19 protein-coding genes are annotated in these 16,858 nt (G+C 65.6%); 3 read left to right on the plus strand and 16 right to left on the minus strand.

Annotated features, from left to right (window positions below):
• Window positions 1–17 precede the first annotated feature (17 nt).
• Together recX and recA are read right to left on the minus strand one after the other, a co-directional pair.
• A complete protein-coding gene (gene recX / locus K6T56_09595; GenBank protein MCL6556600.1) occupies window positions 18–458 on the minus strand; it encodes a recombination regulator RecX in 441 nt (146 codons plus the stop codon).
• A gap of 5 nt (window positions 459–463) precedes the next feature.
• Entirely contained in the window at window positions 464–1,516 is a 1,053-nt protein-coding gene (gene recA, locus K6T56_09600; GenBank protein MCL6556601.1) for a recombinase RecA, read from the minus strand.
• A 189-nt stretch (window positions 1,517–1,705) separates the two neighbouring features.
• On the opposite strand from recA, the gene K6T56_09605 reads away from it, so the two are divergent.
• The gene (locus tag K6T56_09605; GenBank protein MCL6556602.1) at window positions 1,706–2,593 is read left to right on the plus strand and encodes a WYL domain-containing protein; all 888 of its coding nucleotides are present in this window, start codon (window positions 1,706–1,708) and stop codon (window positions 2,591–2,593) included.
• A gap of 70 nt (window positions 2,594–2,663) precedes the next feature.
• Here K6T56_09605 and K6T56_09610 read toward each other — a convergent pair whose 3' ends face one another.
• The 12 genes from K6T56_09610 to K6T56_09665 all read right to left on the minus strand — a co-directional run bounded on the left by K6T56_09610 (window position 2,664) and on the right by K6T56_09665 (window position 11,952).
• Window positions 2,664–3,161 carry a nicotinamide-nucleotide amidohydrolase family protein gene (locus tag K6T56_09610; GenBank protein ID MCL6556603.1) on the minus strand — a complete coding sequence of 166 codons (498 nt, stop codon included), beginning with the start codon at window positions 3,159–3,161 and terminating at the stop codon, window positions 2,664–2,666.
• Entirely contained in the window at window positions 3,154–3,645 is a 492-nt protein-coding gene (locus K6T56_09615; GenBank protein MCL6556604.1) for a phosphatidylglycerophosphatase A, read from the minus strand. The genes K6T56_09610 and K6T56_09615 overlap by 8 nt, the downstream gene beginning before the upstream one ends.
• Window positions 3,629–4,585: a thiamine-phosphate kinase gene (gene thiL / locus K6T56_09620; protein ID MCL6556605.1), complete on the minus strand. Its 957-nt coding sequence runs from the start codon at window positions 4,583–4,585 to the stop codon at window positions 3,629–3,631. Before thiL ends, K6T56_09615 begins: the two co-directional genes overlap by 17 nt.
• Before the next feature lie 3 nt (window positions 4,586–4,588).
• Window positions 4,589–5,368, minus strand: coding sequence for an alpha/beta hydrolase (locus tag K6T56_09625; protein ID MCL6556606.1), 780 nt, complete (start codon window positions 5,366–5,368; stop codon window positions 4,589–4,591).
• Window positions 5,369–5,406: 38 nt separating this feature from the next.
• Window positions 5,407–5,841, minus strand: a complete 435-nt coding sequence (gene nusB, locus K6T56_09630; protein ID MCL6556607.1) for a transcription antitermination factor NusB — start codon at window positions 5,839–5,841, stop codon at window positions 5,407–5,409.
• 9 nt (window positions 5,842–5,850) lie between these two features.
• Window positions 5,851–6,321, minus strand: a complete 471-nt coding sequence (gene ribH, locus K6T56_09635) for a 6,7-dimethyl-8-ribityllumazine synthase (protein ID MCL6556608.1) — start codon at window positions 6,319–6,321, stop codon at window positions 5,851–5,853.
• A gap of 6 nt (window positions 6,322–6,327) precedes the next feature.
• Window positions 6,328–7,446, minus strand: coding sequence for a 3,4-dihydroxy-2-butanone-4-phosphate synthase (gene ribB / locus K6T56_09640; GenBank protein ID MCL6556609.1), 1,119 nt, complete (start codon window positions 7,444–7,446; stop codon window positions 6,328–6,330).
• A 96-nt stretch (window positions 7,447–7,542) separates the two neighbouring features.
• On the minus strand, window positions 7,543–8,142 hold the full coding sequence (locus K6T56_09645; protein ID MCL6556610.1) for a riboflavin synthase: 600 nt from the start codon (window positions 8,140–8,142) through the stop codon (window positions 7,543–7,545).
• Entirely contained in the window at window positions 8,142–9,242 is a 1,101-nt protein-coding gene (gene ribD, locus K6T56_09650) for a bifunctional diaminohydroxyphosphoribosylaminopyrimidine deaminase/5-amino-6-(5-phosphoribosylamino)uracil reductase RibD (GenBank protein MCL6556611.1), read from the minus strand. The genes K6T56_09645 and ribD overlap by 1 nt, the downstream gene beginning before the upstream one ends.
• Before the next feature lie 83 nt (window positions 9,243–9,325).
• Window positions 9,326–9,799, minus strand: a complete 474-nt coding sequence (gene nrdR / locus K6T56_09655) for a transcriptional regulator NrdR (GenBank protein ID MCL6556612.1) — start codon at window positions 9,797–9,799, stop codon at window positions 9,326–9,328.
• Between the two features lie 55 nt (window positions 9,800–9,854).
• On the minus strand, window positions 9,855–11,105 hold the full coding sequence (locus K6T56_09660; GenBank protein ID MCL6556613.1) for a serine hydroxymethyltransferase: 1,251 nt from the start codon (window positions 11,103–11,105) through the stop codon (window positions 9,855–9,857).
• Between the two features lie 40 nt (window positions 11,106–11,145).
• Window positions 11,146–11,952, minus strand: coding sequence for a potassium channel family protein (locus K6T56_09665; protein MCL6556614.1), 807 nt, complete (start codon window positions 11,950–11,952; stop codon window positions 11,146–11,148).
• A 131-nt stretch (window positions 11,953–12,083) separates the two neighbouring features.
• On the opposite strand from K6T56_09665, the gene K6T56_09670 reads away from it, so the two are divergent.
• Window positions 12,084–12,653, plus strand: coding sequence for a TRAP transporter small permease subunit (locus tag K6T56_09670; GenBank protein MCL6556615.1), 570 nt, complete (start codon window positions 12,084–12,086; stop codon window positions 12,651–12,653).
• The gene (locus tag K6T56_09675; GenBank protein MCL6556616.1) at window positions 12,653–14,059 is read left to right on the plus strand and encodes a TRAP transporter large permease subunit; all 1,407 of its coding nucleotides are present in this window, start codon (window positions 12,653–12,655) and stop codon (window positions 14,057–14,059) included. The genes K6T56_09670 and K6T56_09675 overlap by 1 nt, the downstream gene beginning before the upstream one ends.
• A gap of 3 nt (window positions 14,060–14,062) precedes the next feature.
• Here K6T56_09675 and K6T56_09680 read toward each other — a convergent pair whose 3' ends face one another.
• Entirely contained in the window at window positions 14,063–15,145 is a 1,083-nt protein-coding gene (locus K6T56_09680; protein ID MCL6556617.1) for a TRAP transporter substrate-binding protein, read from the minus strand.
• Between the two features lie 95 nt (window positions 15,146–15,240).
• The gene (gene pmbA, locus K6T56_09685) at window positions 15,241–16,536 is read right to left on the minus strand and encodes a metalloprotease PmbA (GenBank protein MCL6556618.1); all 1,296 of its coding nucleotides are present in this window, start codon (window positions 16,534–16,536) and stop codon (window positions 15,241–15,243) included.
• Between the last annotated feature and the right edge of the window lie 322 nt (window positions 16,537–16,858).

Below are 16,858 nucleotides of genomic sequence, written 5' to 3' on the forward strand. Positions count from 1 at the left end.
GGTTTTGCGCCGAAGAATCAATCCTCGCCCCCGCCCAGCACACGGACAATGACACCCAGCGGAAAGCCGCGGCCTTGAAGGAAACGCATCTGCCGCGCCCGCTCCCGGGCATCCCGGGGTGGGCTGCCGAAGCGGCGGCGCCACACCTCTCGGGCGCGCTCAAGTTCCGACGCGGATAAGGCGGCAAGCTGGCTTTGCACGAGCGCCTCGGGCACGCCCCGCTGCCGCAGGGTATGGGCCAGGGCAAGGCTGCCGAGGCGGGCGCCCTTGGCCCGCACCAGGGATTCAGCGAAGCGGGCGTCCGAAAGCCACCCCCGGCGGGAAAGTTCATCGAGAAGGCTTTCCAGCTCTTCGCGAGGGGCGTGGGCGGCGAGCTTGCGCCGCAGTTCCGCCCGGCTGTGTTCCCGCCGTGCAAGAAGCGCGAGCGCCCGCTGGCGCAGGCTCAAGGCCTTGCCCATGCGGCTTAGACCTCCTCCAGCACCTCCTCCGGATCGAAGGCGGACGCAAAGCCTCCGGCAACACCCACCGCGGCGCGGATCTTGGCCTCGATCTCGCGGGCGATTTCCGGATGCTCCTTGAGGAATTCCCGCGCATTGTCCTTGCCCTGGCCGATTTTCTCGCCGTTGTAGGCATACCAGGCGCCGGATTTGTCGATGATGCGGTTGGCCACGCCCAGCTCGATGATCTCGCCCTCCCGGGAAATCCCCTCCCCGTAGAGGATATCGAACTGGGCCTGCTTGAAGGGGGGCGCGACTTTGTTTTTCACCACCTTCACCTTGGTCTCCGAACCGATCACCTCCTCGCCCTTCTTGATGGAACCCACGCGGCGGATGTCCAGGCGCACCGAGGCATAGAACTTGAGGGCGTTGCCGCCGGTGGTGGTCTCCGGGTTGCCGAACATGACGCCGATTTTCATGCGAATCTGGTTGATGAAGATCACCAGGGTGTTGGAACGCTTGATGTTGGCGGTGAGCTTGCGCAGCGCCTGGCTCATCAGCCGCGCCTGCAGGCCCATGTGGGCATCGCCCATTTCCCCTTCGATCTCGGCCTTGGGGGTGAGGGCCGCCACGGAGTCGATGACCACCACATCCACCGAGCCGGAGCGCACCAGCATGTCGGCGATTTCCAGGGCCTGCTCCCCGGTATCCGGCTGGGAGACCAGAAGATCGTTCACATTGACCCCCAGCTTGGCGGCATAGCTGGGATCGAGGGCGTGTTCCGCGTCGATGAAGGCGGCGGTGCCCCCCAGTTTCTGCGCCTCGGCGATGACCTGCAGGGTCAGCGTCGTCTTCCCGGAGGATTCCGGACCGAAGATTTCGACGATGCGACCCCGCGGCAGCCCCCCCACGCCGAGGGCGATGTCCAGCCCCAGGGAGCCGGTGGAAATGACCTGCAGGTCCTGCGCCTGGACGTGGTCCCCGAGGCGCATGACCGAACCCTTGCCAAACTGTTTCTCGATCTGGCTCAAGGCAGCGGCGAGGGCTTTCATTTTGTCATCGGTGGGTGCGGTGGCCATGGCGGTCTCCTTCCTGGTTAAAGGGTTGGGAATGGGCTCGATGCCGGATCGGGCCGACAGGGTCACTCTAGTCCATACTCTCCTCGATGTCAATATTTTTTATCATGTCAGTCTTTTTGACAACCTAATCATTTCTATCAGGCAGAGGATTGGGCCTATAATCGGAACAACCCCACTTTGACGAGCCCCATGGACACACCTGAGCGCCTGCCCGCCCTCAAATGGTCCACCCGCCAGCGGCTGCAGTTCATCGAGGTGATGGCCTACTACGCCGGGGTGGTGACCCGCAGCGACGTGGCACGGGCCTTTGGCCTGTCCGACCCGGCCGCCACCAAGGACCTGAAGCTCTACGGGGAGCTTGCGCCCGGCAACCTCGTCTACACCCAGGCCCTGTTCGGCTTCGTGCCGGCACCCGGTTTCCGGCCGCGGTTTGCCGACCTTTCCCCGGCGGCGGTGCTCCCTTTGCTGGCCGCCAATCTGGCGGTCGCGGGCGGCCCCTACGGCAACACGCCCCTCTATGGGCTGCCCACGGAGCGGCTGCCCCTGCCGGTGCGCCTGCCCTCCGCGGAAATCCTCGCCCAGATCACCCGCGCCATCCGCGGCCGCCGGCGGCTTGCCGCCCGCTACCATTCCCTGAGTGGCGAAGCGGCGCCGGAGCTTCGCATGCTGGAACCCCATGCCCTGGTGGACACCGGGCTGCGCTGGCATGTGCGGGCCTATGCAACGGACCGCTACGCCTTCCGGGACTTCGTGCTCTCCCGCTTCAGCGCCGCGCAATGTCTGGACTTGCCGGCGGAATCGGACCCGGAGCACGACGAGGATTGGGTCGAGCACCTCACCCTGCGCCTTGCCCCCCATGCGGGGCTCGATGCGTCGCGGCAACAGGCGCTCGCGCTGGATTACGGAGCAAGGGAGGGGGTGATCGAGCTCACGGTGCGGCGCAGCCTCGTGGGCTACGTGCTGCAGCGGCTGATGGTGGACACGAGCCGGGATCACTCCGGCAACCCCCGCGCCTATCAGCTCATGCTGCTCAATCGGGACGAGGTGGAACCCTTCGCCGCCTGGGCACTGCGTTGAACCATTTGCGCGCCGGCCCCTGGGCAAGGAGCAAGGCGTCATCGGGCCTTGTGCTTAAGCGCGCGCTGAATCAGGTGGCGGCGGGGGTGGCGGTGAGGGCAAGCAGGCCCTCGAGGGCCGCCGCCACCGCCTGGCGGCGCACGGCGGCGCGGTCGCCTTCGAAATGGAAGGTGCGCAGGCGGAGTTCCCCCTCGCGGGTGGCCCAGGCCATGCAGACGGTGCCCACCGGCTTGCCCGGCGTGGCGCCACCGGGGCCGGCGATGCCGCTGATGGCCACGCTCACATCGGCGGGACTTTTCGCCAGCGCCCCTTGCGCCATTTCCGCCACCACTGCCTCCGACACGGCGCCGTGGCGCGCCAGGGTGTCGGGGGACACCCCCAGCATCTCCTCCTTGGCGCGGTTGGTGTAGGTGATGAAGCCGCGCTCATACCACTGGGAGCTCCCGGGCACGGCGGTGATGGCCTGGCCCAGCCAGCCTCCGGTACAGGATTCCGCCGTCACCAGCCATAAGCCGCGGGCCTTGAGGGCCGAACCCACCCGCGCCGACAAATCCTCGAGCTCATCCATCGAGCCACCCGAACAGGAGTTTCAGCACCACGACAGTGTAGAACGCAGCCAGCAGATCGTCGAACATGACGCCGAAACCGTTCTTGAGACGCGCATCGAAATAGCGGATGGGAAAGGGTTTCCACACATCGAAGAGACGGAAGAGGAAAAACGCCGCCGCCCACCCCGACAGCGTAGCCGGGGTGAACCAGAGGATGAGGACAAAGGCGACGATCTCATCCCAGACGATGCCGCCATAGTCGGCAACCCCCACCTCGCGCCCCACCCGCGCGCACGCCACCACCCCCACGGCAAAGAGAAGCGCCACTAGCGCGAAAAACGCCACCGCAGAGGGGCTCGCCCACTTAATGAGCCAGAAGAGGGGAAAGCCGCCGAGGGTGCCGACGGTGCCGGGGGCAAAGGGGGCAAGGCCCAGGCCGAAGCCGAAGGCGATCAGGCGCAGGGGATGGTGCGCCAGATAGCGCAGGTCAGGCGAAGTGGTCAAACCCCCTCTCCTCGAAGGTCACCCGCTGGCCCTGGGCGTCCAGCAACACCAGCCCCGAGCCCCGGGTGATGCGGCCGATGCGGGTCAAAGGAAGCTCTAGCCGGCGCCCCAAAGCCTCGATGGTCCGCCGCGCGGCCACCGGGGCGGTGAAGAGCAGCTCGTAATCGTCGCCGCCGGCCAGCACGGCGCGGCGCCCTGCCGCTTCCCCCTGCCAGGCGGCCACCACGGGGGAGAGGGGCAGCGCAGCAAGCCAGATCTCGGCACCGACGCGGGAAGCCGCCAGCACGTGGCCAAGATCGGCGAGCAGACCATCGGAGATGTCGATCGCCGCATGGGCCAATCCCGTCAGGCGCCGCCCCAGGGCAAGCCGCGGTGTGGGGCGGTGCAGCCGCGGCAGGAGGCTCGCCAGCTCTGCGGGGCTCAAGGACACCTGCCGCCTCAAGGCCATGAGGGCGAGGGCCGCATCGCCCAGCGTGCCCGAAACCCAGAGGTCATCATTGGCCTTTGCCCCGGAGCGGCGTAGCGCCGCCCCCCGCTCGACCTCCCCCAGCACGGTGAGGGCGAGGGTTAAGGGACCGCGGGTGGTATCGCCACCGATGAGCGCCACACCGTGTTCCTCCGCGAGAGCGAAAAGTCCCCGGGAGAAGGCGGCAAGCCAGGTTTCGTCCGCCTCGGGCAGGGCGATGGAAAGGAGCGCCCAGCGGGGCACCGCCCCCATGGCGGCAAGATCGGAGAGATTCACCGCCAGCGCCTTGTGACCCACGGACTCGGCATCGTCTTCGGGGAAGAAATGCCGCCCGGCGAGCAGCATGTCCGCCGCCACCACGAGTTCTTTCCCCTGGGGGAGGCGCACCAGCGCCGCGTCGTCGCCCACCCCCAGCACCGTGCGCCGGGCGGGCCGGGTGAAATAGCGGGCGATGAGGTCGAATTCGGAAGGCATGCCCTAGTTGGCCAGGATCCAGGCCGTGATGCTCTCGACGACGTCTTTCTCCACGCCGTTGAAGCCATGGTAGGCCCAGGCATCGCACGGATTCCCCCGGCTGATGCCGCCTTGAACGGCGAAGAGCGCCTTGCGCGGCACGTTGATGAGCTTGTCCATGAGCTGCGGGATGTCGCCATACCGGCAATGGACACAGCCGTCGTTTTCGTGATGCACCACGAGCACGGGAATGTTCAGGCGCTCCAGCCCCATCTCCGGCACCGCCCGCTCCCGTTTGTCGCTCAGGATGGTCGCCGTGAGCACCAGGCCGTCTGGGCGGTCCGGCGCGTCGGCCAGCGCAGTCGCGACCCAGGCGGCGGACTGCGTGCCGCGGCTCGTGCCGATGAGCCATACCCGCAGCTTTGTCTGCGCCCGCAGCCAGGCCATCACCGCGCGCACATCCTCGACGTGCTCGGGAGTCTGGCGGCGTTGATTCAGGTTGGGCACATCGGACGGCTTGTCGATCACGGCGACGACAAGACCTTGCTGCGCAAATTGCTCGCGCGTGCGCACGAGGAAGTTGCCGCCGCCCCAGCCGAAGCCGCCACGGTCATCGATGTTGAGGGCGCCATGCCCACCGGCAAAAACGATCACGGCCGCCTTCGCATCGGGCGGGGTAAGCAGAAGGAAACGCTGGGTGACGCCGGGTCGGGTCGGGAGATCGACCACGCGCTGCGCGGTCTCGGCCAGGCACAGCTGAGCCCACGCAAACAGCAGCAGGAGTGCGGTCAAAGCATTTTTCACGGATGCTCCCCTGGCAAGGCGGAACGCCGGCGGAATCTTCAGGAGGCCCGCGCCCGGCCCACCTCGGCCGGCCGCAGCTCGGCCACCAGTTTGTCCAACACACCGTTGACGTATTTGTGGCCGTCGGTGCCCCCATAGCGCTTCGCCAGCTCCACGGCTTCATCGATCACCACCCGGTAGGGCACCTCCGGACAGTGCTGCGCCTCGTAGGCGCCCATGAGCAGAATGGCATGCTCGATGGGGCTTAAGCGGGCGATGTCCCGGTCCAGTTTGGGCACGAGCAGGGCATCGAGGCTTGCCTGTTGCGCGGTGACGCCGGCAAGAAGCGTGGTGAGGTAGCCCTCGTCGGCCTGGGCGAAATCCTCCGCCTCCCGCAGGTGGCTCAGGATATCGGCCACGGCATTGCCCCCCACCAGCCACTGGTAGAGGCCCTGCAAAGCGAGCTCACGGGCCTTGTGTCGGCTCTTGGCCATGGCCCGGCGTCACAGGCGCTTGCGCAGGTTGGCCATCTCCACCGCCACCCGCGCACACTCGCGGCCCTTGGTTTCCATGCGGGCGAGGGCCTGATCCTCGGTGTCGGTGGTGAGGATGCCGTTGGCGATGGGGATGCCGGTGTCCAGTTGCACCTGGGTGATGCCGCTGGCGGATTCATTCGCCACCACCTCGAAATGGTATGTCTCCCCGCGAATCACCGCCCCCAGCGCGATCAGGGCATCATAGCGCCCGCTGTTGGCCATGAATTGCAGCGCCAGGGGCACCTCCAGCGCCCCCGGCACGGTGACCAGGGTGCTGTTCTCGTCGCGCACATTGAGTTTGCGCAGTTCCGCGGCACAGGCGCCCAGCAGGCCCTCGGCCACATCGATGTTGAAACGGGCCATGACGATGCCGATCATCAGGCCGGCGCCATCGAGATTGGCTTCGATCTCGGTGATGTTGTCGTATTTGCGGGCCATGGATGCTCACTCCTCCACTTGGTTGCTTTCCACCACATCGGTGGGCAGGATGTAGCCGGTCACTTCCAGGTCGAACCCCTCCAGGCTGGGCATGCGGCGAGGTGCGGCAAGCAGGCGCATCCGGCGCACCCCCAAGTCCTTGAGGATTTGCGCACCAATGCCATAGTCCCGCAAATCCATCTTCGGCGAGGGCTTGTGCGCCGCGTGGGCAAGCCGCGCCAGCAGAGCGTCATTGGATTCCGGGCGCCGGAACAGAATCATCACCCCCGCCATGGCTTCCGCCAGGGTTTTCATCGCCTGGTGAATCCCCCAGGAATGGGTGCTGTCGGCATCATCGAGGAAATCGATCACCGACAGGGGTTCATGCACCCGCACCAGGGTCTCCTCCTCTGCCAAGATGGGGCCCTTGACCATCGCCAGGTGAATCTGATCGGCAATCTTGTCGCGGTAGGCGATGAGATCGAACTCGCCGTAGATGGTCTCCACCTTGCGCTCCGCCACCCGCTCCACCAGGCGCTCGTTCTTGGAGCGGTAGTGGATGAGATCGGCGATGGTGCCGATCTTGAGCCCATGCACCTGAGCGAATTCGATGAGGTCGGGCAGCCGGGCCATGCTGCCATCGTCCTTGAGGATTTCGCAGATCACCGCCGCCGGTTCCAGACCGGCCAGTTGCGCGAGATCACAGCCCGCTTCGGTATGGCCGGCACGCACCAGCACCCCGCCGGGCTGCGCCCGCAGGGGAAAGACATGGCCGGGCTGGATGATGTCGCTGGGCTTGGCATCCCGCGCCACTGCGGTGCGGATGGTGGTGGCGCGATCGGCGGCGGAAATGCCGGTGGTGACCCCCCTTGCCGCCTCGATGGAAACGGTGAAAGCCGTGCCGTGAGGGGTCTGGTTATCCTCCACCATCTGCCGCAATCCCAGTTGGCGACAACGGGCATCGGTGAGGGTGAGGCAGATGAGGCCGCGGCCGTATTTGGCCATGAAGTTGATGGCCTCCGGCGTCACGAGCTCCGCGGCCATCACCAGATCGCCCTCGTTTTCCCGGTCTTCCTCATCCACCAGAATGACCATCCTGCCTGCGGCGATGTCGGCGATGATTTCTTCGATGGGACTGATTGCCATGGCGCGCTCTCGCATGAAATTCACACCGCGATTATCGCACTTTATCGAAGCGCCAAGGGAAAGGAGCGGCTTTTCTTCCCCTTGCGCCACCACACCTCACGCCCCGGGCGGGGTATAGGTCAGCAGGCGCTCCGCATAGCGGGCGAGGAGGTCCACCTCCAGGTTCACCCTACGGCCGGGTGCGAGATGCGTGAGCGTCGTCACCAGCAAGGTGTGGGGAATGAGATTGACGCGGAAGCGTTCCCCCTCCACCTCGTTCACGGTGAGGCTCACGCCATCGAGGGTGATGGAGCCCTTTGCCGCGATGTAGCGGGCAAGGGCGGGGGGTGCCTCCACCTCCAGCAGCACACACTCGGCCAGCGCCTCCCGTCGCGTCACCACCCCCACGCCATCCACATGCCCCGAGACCAGATGGCCGCCCAGGCGGTCCGCAAGGCGCAGCGCCTTTTCCAGATTCACCGCATCGCCCGGGGCAAAGCCCGTGGTGCAGCGCAGGGTCTCCGCCGACACCTCTACCTTGAAGTGACTGTCGCCCTTCTCCACCACGGTGAGGCACACCCCGTTGACCGCGATGCTGTCGCCAATGGACACATCCTCCAGATCGAGGTCCCCGGCGTCGATGGTGAGCCGAAGCCCCTCCCCGCGCGGCGTTGCCTCCCGCACCCGGCCCACCGCCTGCACGATGCCTGTAAACATCACGTCTCCCTCCGCCCGCTCAGCCGGGCGATGATCCGCAGGTCTCGCCCCACCGCGCGCACATCGCGAATGACGAGGTCGATGCGTTCCTCCATGCGGGTGAACTCCGGAAGCTTAAAGAGCCCCCGCGCCGGGCTGCCCAGCACGGTGGGGGCGAGATAGAGCACCAGCTCATCCACCACGCCGGCTTCGAGCAGCGCGCCGTTGAGAGTCGCCCCCGCTTCCACCAGAAGCTCGTTCACCTCCTGCGCCGCAAGCCAGCCCATCAGGCGCACGAGATCCACGTCGCCCCCTTTGCGGCCCATTTCCACCACCGTCACGCCCTGCTCACGGAACGTGGCAAGGAGCGCGGCATCCTCCGCCGCGGTGATGACCACGGTGTTGCCTCCCTGCAGAATTCTGGCCTGGGGTGACAGGCTCAGGTGGCTGTCCAGCACGATGCGCCGCGGCTGGCGTGGCGTATCGATCTCCCGCACATCGAGGCGGGGATCGTCGGCGAGCACGGTGCCGGCCCCGGTGAGGATGGCGCAGGAGCGGGCCCGCCAGTACTGCACGTCATGGCGCGCGGCGGGGCCGGTGATCCATTTCGACACGCCGTTGGCCAGCGCCGTCCGTCCGTCGAGGCTCGCCGCGCATTTCATGCGCACCCAGGGCCGGCCACGGGTCATGCGGGAGACGAAGCCGATGTTGAGCTCGCGCGCCTCGTTTTCCAGCAGACCGACCTCCACCGGGATGCCCGCTTCGCGCAGCCGCGCAATACCGCGTCCGGCGACCAATGGGTTGGGATCCTCCATGGCCACCACCACCCGCGCCACACCGGCACTGAGGAGGGCATCGGTGCAGGGGGGCGTGCGCCCGTGATGGGCACAGGGTTCCAGGGTCACATAAACCGTCGCCCCGCGGGCCGCCGGCCCCGCCGCCGCGAGTGCAACCACCTCGGCGTGGGCTTCGCCCGCGCGGCGATGATAACCCTCGCCCACCACCCGGCCCTCCCGCACCAGCACACAGCCCACGCGTGGATTGGGACTGGTGCCAAACAGCCCTGCTTCGGCCAGGCGCAGCGCGCGGGCCATGAATTCATGGTCGGCAGCAGAAAACATCATTCAACAGCAATGGAATGCAGGCATGCGAGGAAGGGGAGCTAGGCCGGGGGTGCCGTTTCCTTAAGCGGAGTTAAGGATCGTCAGCGTTTGCGCTTCTTCGATTCCGCCGCCCCCAGGTCCCGGATCACCTCGCGGAAATCGTCCACGTCCTCGAAACTGCGATAGACCGAGGCAAAGCGGATGTAGGCCACCTTGTCCAGCTTGTAGAGTTCGGCCATAACCATTTCGCCGATCCGACGTGCCTCCACCTCCCGCTGCCCCAGGCTCAGGAGTTCCTGCACGATGCGCTCGATGGCGGCGTCCACGTATTCGGTGGGCACCGGCCGCTTGTGTAGGGCACGCATGAAACCCGTGCGCAGTTTTTCCTTGGAGAATTCCTCGCGGCTGCCATTCTGCTTCACCACCTGGGGCAGGCGCAGCTCGGCGGTCTCGTAGGTGGTGAAACGCTTGTTGCAGCCCGCGCAGCGCCGCCGGCGGCGGATGCTGTCCCCTTCGTCGCTGACCCGGGAATCGATGACCTGGGTATCGGGGGAACCGCAGAACGGACATTTCACGACCGCCCACCTCCCGGCTTACTCCCCTCACCACGCACGGCAGGCTCTCAAGCCGCTACTTTCCATAGACGGGGAATCTCGCACACAAAGCCTTGGCCTCGGCCGCCACGCGGGCAATCATCGCCTCGTCGGTGGGCGCATCCAGCACATCGGCAATGAGATTGGCGAGATACTCCGCCTCGATTTCGCGGAAGCCCCGCGTGGTCATCGCCGGCGTGCCGATGCGGATGCCGCTGGTGACGAAGGGCTTCTGCGGATCGTTGGGGATGGCATTCTTGTTCACCGTGATGTGGGCACGCCCCAGGGCCGCTTCCGCATCCTTGCCGGTGAGATTCTTGGAGCGCAGGTCCACCAGGAACATGTGGGAATCGGTGCGCCCGGAAACAATCCGCAGCCCCCGTTCGTGGAGCACCTTGGCCATGACGCGGGCGTTGGCCACCACCTGTTCCTGGTAATGCCTGAAGTCCTTGCTCATGGCCTCCTTGAACGCCACCGCCTTGGCAGCGATTACGTGCATCAGCGGCCCGCCCTGGGTGCCAGGAAAGATGGTGGAATTGAGGGGCTTTTCGAACTCGGCACGGGAAAGGATGATGCCACCCCGCGGGCCCCGCAGGGTCTTGTGGGTGGTGCTGGTGACGAAATCGGCAATCCCCACCGGGCTGGGATAAACCCCCGCCGCCACCAGCCCCGCGTAGTGGGCCATGTCCACGAAAAGGTATGCGCCCACGGCATCGGCAATGTCGCGGAAGCGCTTCCAGTCGATGACGAGGGAATAGGCAGAGGCGCCGGCGACGATCATTTTCGGCTTGTGCTCCATGGCCAGGCGCTCGACCTCGTCGTAGTCGATGACTTCCGTTTCCGGATGCAGGCCATAGGTCACCGCCTTGAACCACTTGCCGGAGAAGTTCACGGAAGCGCCGTGGGTGAGATGCCCGCCGTGCGCAAGCGACATACCCAGGATGGTGTCCCCCGGTTGCAGGAAGGAAAAATACACCGCGGCATTGGCCTGGGAACCGGAGTGCGGCTGCACGTTGGCATATTCGGCGCCGAAGAGCGCCTTCGCCCGGTCGATGGCAAGCTGCTCCACCCTATCCACGTATTCACAGCCGCCGTAATAACGCTTGCCGGGATAGCCTTCCGCGTATTTGTTGGTGAGCACCGAGCCTTGGGCCTGCATCACGGCGGGGCTCGCATAGTTTTCGGAGGCGATCAGCTCGATGTGATCTTCCTGGCGTTGGCGTTCCTTTTCCATCGCCTCCCAGAGCTCGGGGTCGATGGCGGCAAGGGTATGGGCGGGGCTGAACATGGATGGCGTCTCAAGTCTTTGAAGAAAAAGCGGCATTTTATCACGGCCGGGGTGGCCGGGACAGCGTTTCCAGAAGCGCCGCGATGCGGGCAAGCTCCGCCTTCAACCCCTCCACCTCCTCCCGCAGGGCGCGGATGTCCTGGTGCATTTCCCGGCGCAGGCGCCTTTCATCCTCACCGATGAAAAAAGCGGCGAAAGCCGCCGTCACTAGGGACAGCATGGCAAAGCCCACCAACACCACCAGGACGGCAAGCACACGGGCACCCAGGGTAGTGGGCACCAGATCACCGTAGCCGACGGTGCTGCCGGTGACGAAGGCAAGCCACACCCCCTCCCAGAACGAATGCACGCCAGGCTCGAGCCAGTAGAAGCCCGCCCCCGCCGCGCCGAAGAGCAATACCCCCCAGCCCAGGAGATAAGGAACGGAAGCGGGGGCGAGCAGCTCCCGCAGACCGGCCACCGCCCGGGCAAAAATGAGGGTCACGTACACCAGCCGGAAAACCCGGATCACCGGCAGCCAGTCCAGGCTCACCTCCCACAGGCTTAAAAAGGCGGCGCCGATGATGAGGAGGTCCATCCAGTTGTAAAGCACATACAGACGCCGCTGGCGGGTCAGATGGAGCATCCACAGGAACTCGGCACTGAAGGCGAGAAAGATCAGCAAATCCAGCCCCCGCCCGGCGAGATGCCATGGGCCGCTGGTATAGACGCTTTCCAGGTAATAGGAAGGCAGGGCGAGCAGAGCTACGAACACCATCACCCAATGCAGACGGCGTTCCCACAGATAGGCGCGCGGGTTGTCGTGGGGTGGCACCCCGCCCATGCCCAGGACGCGGCGGACTTTCATGGGCGCGATAGTAGCAGGCCCGCCGCTAGGAACAAGACGCCGCAACCGGCACCTGCAGGGGGGCCTTGGGAAGGGGGGTGAGGGCCGCCCCGGCCCTTTATAATGCGGGCTTTGTCACAGGATGGCGGGACATGAACCCTCTTCTTGCCTTGGCCCGACTCATCGACCGCACCAACGAGCGCATCGGCCGCGCGGTGTCGTGGCTGGTGCTCATCATGGCGCTGGTGAGCGCCGGGAATGCGGTAAGCCGCAAGCTTTTCGATCTTAGCTCCAACGCTTTCCTGGAGTTGCAGTGGACGCTCTTTGCCGCCGTGTTTCTCCTCGCGGCGGGCTACACCCTCAAGCGCAACGAACATGTGCGTATCGACGTAGCAAGCGCGCGTCTTTCCCCCCGCGCCCGGGCGGTGCTGGACATTTTCGGCACGCTGTTCTTCCTCTTTCCCTTGTGCCTGCTCATCCTCTACCACGGCCTGCCCTTCTTTCTCGACAGTTACCGCAGCGGTGAGGTCTCCAACAATCCGGGCGGCCTCATCCTCTGGCCGGGCAAGCTCCTCATCCCCTTGGGTTTTGCCCTGCTGTTCGCGCAGGGGCTTGCGGAGATCATCAAACGCCTTGCCTTTCTGCTGGGTCAGGCAGGGGAACCCACGCCGCCCCATTCCCCCGAGGCGGAGGACATGATCATGGGCGAGGAGGGCAGTTGATGCCGGCGGAGTATTTCGCACCGGCGATGTTCACCGCCCTGGTGGTCTTCCTCCTCCTCGGTTACCCCGTGGCTTTTGCACTGGCCGCCAATGGTCTCCTCTTCGCTGCCCTCGGCATCCAGCAGGGGCTGCTTGCGCCGGAGCTGTTGGGCGCCCTGCCGGCGCGTATCTACGGCATCATGCAGAACGAGACCCTGCTCGCCATTCCGTTTTTCACCTTCATGGGTCTCATCCTGGAGAGGAGTGGCATGGCCGAGGACCTGCTCGACACCATCGGCCAGCTCTTCGGTCCGGTGCGGGGTGGACTCGCTTTTGCCGTCATCCTGGTCGGTGCCCTGCTGGCGGCCACCACGGGGGTGGTGGCCGCCTCGGTGATCGCCATGGGGCTCATCGCGCTGCCCATCATGCTGCGCTATGGCTATGACCGGCGCCTAGCTTGCGGGGTGATCGCCGCCTCCGGCACCCTCGCCCAGATCATTCCGCCCAGCCTGGTGCTCATCGTGCTCGCCGATCAGTTGCGCCGGCCGGTGAGCGATCTCTATGAGGGCGCCCTGCTGCCGGCGCTGCTGCTCACCGTCCTCTACGCCGTGTTCGTCGCCCTCGTCGCCCTCTTCCGCCCCCGCCTTGTGCCAGCGCTTCCCCCTGCCGCGCGCACCCAGGCGTTGCCCGGCCTCCTGAAGGGGGTGCTGGCCTCCCTGCTTCCGCCGCTTCTCCTCATCTTCCTCGTGCTGGGCACGATCTTCATCGGCCTGGCCACCCCCACCGAAGGGGGCGCCATGGGGGCGGTGGGGGCACTGCTGCTCGCCTTATGGAAGGGGCGGCTGAGTCCTGCCCTTCTGCGTCAGGCAATGGACAGCACCACCAAGCTTTCCGCCTTCGTTCTTTTCATCCTCATCGGCTCCACGGTCTTCGGCCTGGTGTTCCGCGCGGTGAATGGCGATCTCTGGGTGGAGGAGTGGCTCACTGCGCTGCCCGGCGGAGCACTGGGCTTCCTCATCGCGGTGAATGTGCTGGTGTTTCTGCTGGCGTTCTTCCTCGATTTCTTCGAGATCGCCTTCATCCTCGTGCCCCTGCTGGCGCCGGTGGCGGAGAAGCTGGGCATCGATCTCATCTGGTTCGGCGTCATCCTCGCCCTCAACATGCAGACCTCGTTCCTACATCCGCCCTTCGGTTTTGCGCTTTTCTACCTGCGCAGCGTCGCCCCCCGGGAAGCCTACGTGGACAAGGTCACCGGCGAGAAGGTGGCCGGCGTGACCACGACGCAAATCTATTGGGGGGCGATTCCCTTCCTGCTCCTGCAGCTTGTCATGGTGGCGGTGGTGCTGGCCTTTCCTCAACTCGTGGGCAGCCACCCGGTGGCGCAAGAGGAGGCCCCACCCCTGAGAATCGAGCTGCCCGTCGAATAGGCCCTATTTGGCGGTGGCGAAGACGAAGTTGGCGTAGTTGAGCTCGGCGACACGGAACCACTGGAAGACGTCGAGACGGAAGCGGTTCCAGGAGTCGAAAATACGCCGGAAGACGGGATTGCGCCCCGCCTCTTCGGCAAAGATGTCGTTGGCGGCGGCGTAGGCTGCGCCCATCACGTCCTTGGGGAAGGGATGGAGCCTCGCCCCCTGCTTGATCAGCCGCGCCAGGGCAGCCGGGTTTTTCGCATCGTATTCCGCCAGCATGTGCAGATTGGCTTCCGCAGCGGCCACCTCGAAGGCTTCGCGGTAGACCGCCGGCAGTTTCTCCCATTCCCGGAGGTTGACGATGAAGGAGAGGTTCGGGCCCCCTTCCCACCAGCCGGGGTAGTAGTAGTGTTTGGCCACCTTGTAAAAGCCCAGTTTCTCGTCATCGTAGGGGCCCACCCATTCGGCGGCGTCGATGGTTCCCTTTTCCAGCGCGGGGTAAATGTCGGGGCCGGCCAGGGTCTGTGGCACCACGCCCAGCCGCGCCATGATCTCGCCGCCAATGCCGGGAATGCGCATCTTCAGGCCCTTGAGGTCCGCCACGGAGCGGATTTCCTTGCGAAACCAACCCGCCATCTGGGCGCCGGTATTGCCACCAGGGAAGTTGATCACGCCATACTGGCGGAAGAGGTCCCGCAGAAGCGCAAGCCCTCCGCCATAGTAGAGCCAGGCATTCTGCTGGCGCGCGGTGAGGCCGAAGGGCACGGCGGTATCGAAGGCGAAGGCCTTGTTCTTGCCCACGTAGTAATAACTTGCGGTGTGACCGCACTCGACCGTGCCGCGCCCCACTTCGTCCAGCACCTGCAGGCCGGGCACCAGCTCGTTGGCGGCGAAGACCCGGATCTGGAACCTGCCACCGGTGAGCCCGGCCACCCGTTTGGCCAGCAGCTCGGCGGCGCCGTAGATGGTGTCGAGACTCTTGGGAAAGCTGGAGGCAAGGCGCCACTTCACCTCCGGCTCTGTCGCCGCGATGGCCGGTGTGGCCACCAGTCCGGCTGCGAGCCCTGCGCCCGCGTGCTTGAGGAAGTTTCTTCTTTCCATGACTGCCTCCCCTGGTCAGAAAACCCGTTCACCGCGCAGGACGCGAAGGACACGGCGTTTTCCGTAAGCCTGTTTCCCGTCCTGGCGGTTCCGTTTCATTCCCCCGCCACGGTCATGCGGTCGATGAGGATGGAGCCGCATTGACGCGAGCCGCGCACCAGCACGTCGTTGCCGATGGCGAGAATCCCTTTGAACATGTCCTTGAGGTTGCCCGCCACGGTGAGTTCCTCCACCGGGTGGCTGATTTCGCCGTTTTCCACCCAGAAACCCGCGGCCCCCCGGGAATAATCCCCGGTGACGGGGTTGACCCCCTGCCCCAGAAGCTCGGTGACCACCAGGCCCGTCCCCATTTGCCGGAGCAGTCCGGCGAAATCCACGCCGGTATCGACGACGATCAGATTGTGATTGCCCCCGGCATTGCCCGTGGAACGCATGTTAAGCTTGCAGGCGGAATAGGTGGAAAGGAAATAGCCCTCTACGATGCCATCCTTCACCACCTCACGGTCGCGGGTGGCCACCCCTTCGTGATCGAAGGGCGCGCTGGCGAGCCCTTTCCTGAGATGGGGCCGTTCCAGAATCTGCACCATGGGGGCGAACACCTGGGTGCCGAGACTGTCCCGCAGGAAAGAGGTGCCGCGATAAAGATTGCCACCCGACACAGCGGAGACGAAACTGGCAATGAGACCGGTGGCCACCGGCGCCTCGAAGATCACCGGCACCTCACAGGTCTTGGGCTTGCGCGCATCCAGGCGGCGCAGCGTGCGCTCGCCGGCGCGCCGGCCCACCGCCTCCGCCTCTTCCAGATCGGCCCAGTCGCGCGCGGTGCTGTACCAGTAATCCCGCTGCATGCCGGAGGCCGATTCGGCGATCACGGCACAGGAGATGCCGTGCCGCGAGGCAGGATAGCCGCCGATGAAGCCCAGGCTGTTGCCATAGACGAAGACGTGCTCCTGGGTGGAGACCGTCGCCCCTTCCGAATTGTTGATGCGGGGATCCACCGCCAGCGCCGCCGCCTCACAGGCGCGGGCGAGCTCCACCGCCTCCTCGGCGGAAAGGCCCCAGGGGTGGTAGAGATCGAGATCGGGAATCTCCCGGGCGAGGAGTTCCGGCTCGGGCAAGCCCGCACAGGGGTCCTCTGCCGTATAGCGGGCGATGGTGGCGGCTTTTTCCACGGTGTCGCGGATGGCCTGGGGGGAAAGATCGGAGGTGCTGGCATGTCCCCGCTGGTGGCCGAAATAGACGGTGACCGCAAGGCCCTTGTCACGGTTGTACTCGATGGTTTCCACCTCTCCCAGCCGCACGGTGACGTTCTGACCCATGCCCTGGCTCACCTCCGCCTCGCAGCCGGTGGCGCCCAAGCGGGCCGCCTGGGCCAGGATGTCCTCGGTGATCTGTTTCAGGGTGTCGAGGGAATAAGCGAAAGAGGGTGTATCGGCCACGGCGGAGTCGTTCCGGGAGGATGGGGTGGTGATGCGAAAGCGGTTATGATAGCAACTTCCGACTGGCGCCGCGAAGGCGCTTTGCCCGCCCTACAGGATGAAACCCCACGCAGGCGGGATTCCTAGCGAGGCAGAGGCTATTTGACTGACCGAAGCCCATCGAAGCCACAGGCCGGCCTGATGACCAATCTGGGTTTAACCCAGATTTGTCATTAGGGCGCGCGATGATGGCGAGCCGGGTTTCGAGCAGATTCGCGCACGGGCGACGAGCCCA

The organism is Burkholderiales bacterium (assembly GCA_023511995.1).
GTDB lineage: Bacteria > Pseudomonadota > Gammaproteobacteria > Burkholderiales > Thiobacteraceae > Thiobacter.

Bases quoted from the DNA above. Each gene is read 5' to 3' on its own strand.
- recX (MCL6556600.1), bottom strand. From the start codon at position 458: ATGGGCAAGGCCTTGAGCCTGCGCCAGCGGGCGCTCGCGCTTCTTGCA.
- recA (MCL6556601.1), bottom strand. From the start codon at position 1,516: ATGGCCACCGCACCCACCGATGACAAAATGAAAGCCCTCGCCGCTGCC.
- K6T56_09605 (MCL6556602.1), top strand. From the start codon at position 1,706: ATGGACACACCTGAGCGCCTGCCCGCCCTCAAATGGTCCACCCGCCAG.
- K6T56_09610 (MCL6556603.1), bottom strand. From the start codon at position 3,161: ATGGATGAGCTCGAGGATTTGTCGGCGCGGGTGGGTTCGGCCCTCAAG.
- thiL (MCL6556605.1), bottom strand. From the start codon at position 4,585: ATGCCTTCCGAATTCGACCTCATCGCCCGCTATTTCACCCGGCCCGCC.
- nusB (MCL6556607.1), bottom strand. From the start codon at position 5,841: ATGGCCAAGAGCCGACACAAGGCCCGTGAGCTCGCTTTGCAGGGCCTC.
- ribH (MCL6556608.1), bottom strand. From the start codon at position 6,321: ATGGCCCGCAAATACGACAACATCACCGAGATCGAAGCCAATCTCGAT.
- ribB (MCL6556609.1), bottom strand. From the start codon at position 7,446: ATGGCAATCAGTCCCATCGAAGAAATCATCGCCGACATCGCCGCAGGC.
- K6T56_09645 (MCL6556610.1), bottom strand. From the start codon at position 8,142: ATGTTTACAGGCATCGTGCAGGCGGTGGGCCGGGTGCGGGAGGCAACG.
- ribD (MCL6556611.1), bottom strand. From the start codon at position 9,242: ATGTTTTCTGCTGCCGACCATGAATTCATGGCCCGCGCGCTGCGCCTG.
- K6T56_09660 (MCL6556613.1), bottom strand. From the start codon at position 11,105: ATGTTCAGCCCCGCCCATACCCTTGCCGCCATCGACCCCGAGCTCTGG.
- K6T56_09665 (MCL6556614.1), bottom strand. From the start codon at position 11,952: ATGAAAGTCCGCCGCGTCCTGGGCATGGGCGGGGTGCCACCCCACGAC.
- K6T56_09670 (MCL6556615.1), top strand. From the start codon at position 12,084: ATGAACCCTCTTCTTGCCTTGGCCCGACTCATCGACCGCACCAACGAG.
- K6T56_09675 (MCL6556616.1), top strand. From the start codon at position 12,653: ATGCCGGCGGAGTATTTCGCACCGGCGATGTTCACCGCCCTGGTGGTC.
- K6T56_09680 (MCL6556617.1), bottom strand. From the start codon at position 15,145: ATGGAAAGAAGAAACTTCCTCAAGCACGCGGGCGCAGGGCTCGCAGCC.